This window comes from Microlunatus ginsengisoli (genome assembly GCF_039537205.1).
Taxonomy (GTDB): Bacteria; Actinomycetota; Actinomycetes; order Propionibacteriales; family Propionibacteriaceae; genus Microlunatus; species Microlunatus ginsengisoli.
This window is the reverse complement of record NZ_BAABAB010000064.1, coordinates 1-903: the sequence shown is the minus strand read 5'-3', so window position 1 is coordinate 903 and position 903 is coordinate 1. Positions and strand designations below refer to the sequence as shown.

Below are 903 nucleotides of genomic sequence, written 5' to 3'. Positions count from 1 at the left end.
GTGATCTTGGTTCGGCGTGTTGCCGGGACGTGGTGGCGGTCACCGCGTGATCCTTCGAGTGAACCTTCCACAGCACTCTCGAAAGGGAATTCCACGCGATGACCGCTCCACACATTGTCGACCCCGCACGTCTGCTCGACCAAGCCGTCACCGACGCGTCGCCGGACCTGGTCCGGCACCTGCTGGGCACGGTGATCAACGCCCTGCTCAGCGCCGATGCCGACGCGGTGTGCGGCGCCGAGTACGGTATGCCCTCCCCGGACCGGACCAATCGGCGCAACGGTTACCGGCACCGTGACCTGGACACCCGGGCCGGCACGATCGATGTCGCGATCCCGAAACTCCGCGAAGGCTCCTACTTCCCCGACTGGCTGCTCGAGCGCCGCAAACGAGCCGAAGCAGCCCTGATCAGCGTGGTGGCGACCTGCTACCTGCTCGGCGTGTCGACCCGCCGGATGGACAAACTCGTCGCCACCTTGGGCATCACCTCGTTGTCGAAGTCGCAAGTCTCCCGGATGGCCGCCGATCTCGACGAGCAGGTGACCGCGTTCCGCACCCGCTCGTTGGCCGAGGCGGGGCCGTTCGTGTTCGTCGCCGCCGACGCGTTGACGATGAAGGTCCGCGAGAACGGCCGAGTCGTGAACGCTGTCGTGCTCGTCGCGACCGGGGTGAACGCCGACGGTCACCGTGAGGTCCTCGGCCTGCGGGTGGCGACCTCTGAGACCGGCCAGGCATGGAACGGGTTCTTCGCCGACCTGGTCGCCCGAGGCCTGTCCGGCGTTGCGCTGGTCACCTCCGACGCCCACCGGGGACTGGTCGACGCCGTCAGCGCGAACATGCCCGGGACCAGCTGGCAACGCTGCCGCACCCATTATGCCGATCTGATGGTTATGCCGACGTGGT

General features: G+C 67.3%; 1 protein-coding gene. It reads left to right on the top strand.

Translation table 11 applies throughout. The features are described from left to right. Positions 1 to 98 precede the first annotated feature (98 nt). Positions 99 to 903 (top strand): IS256 family transposase (locus ABD747_RS26595; RefSeq protein WP_344810185.1); only part of this gene is annotated, 805 nt, incomplete at its 3' end.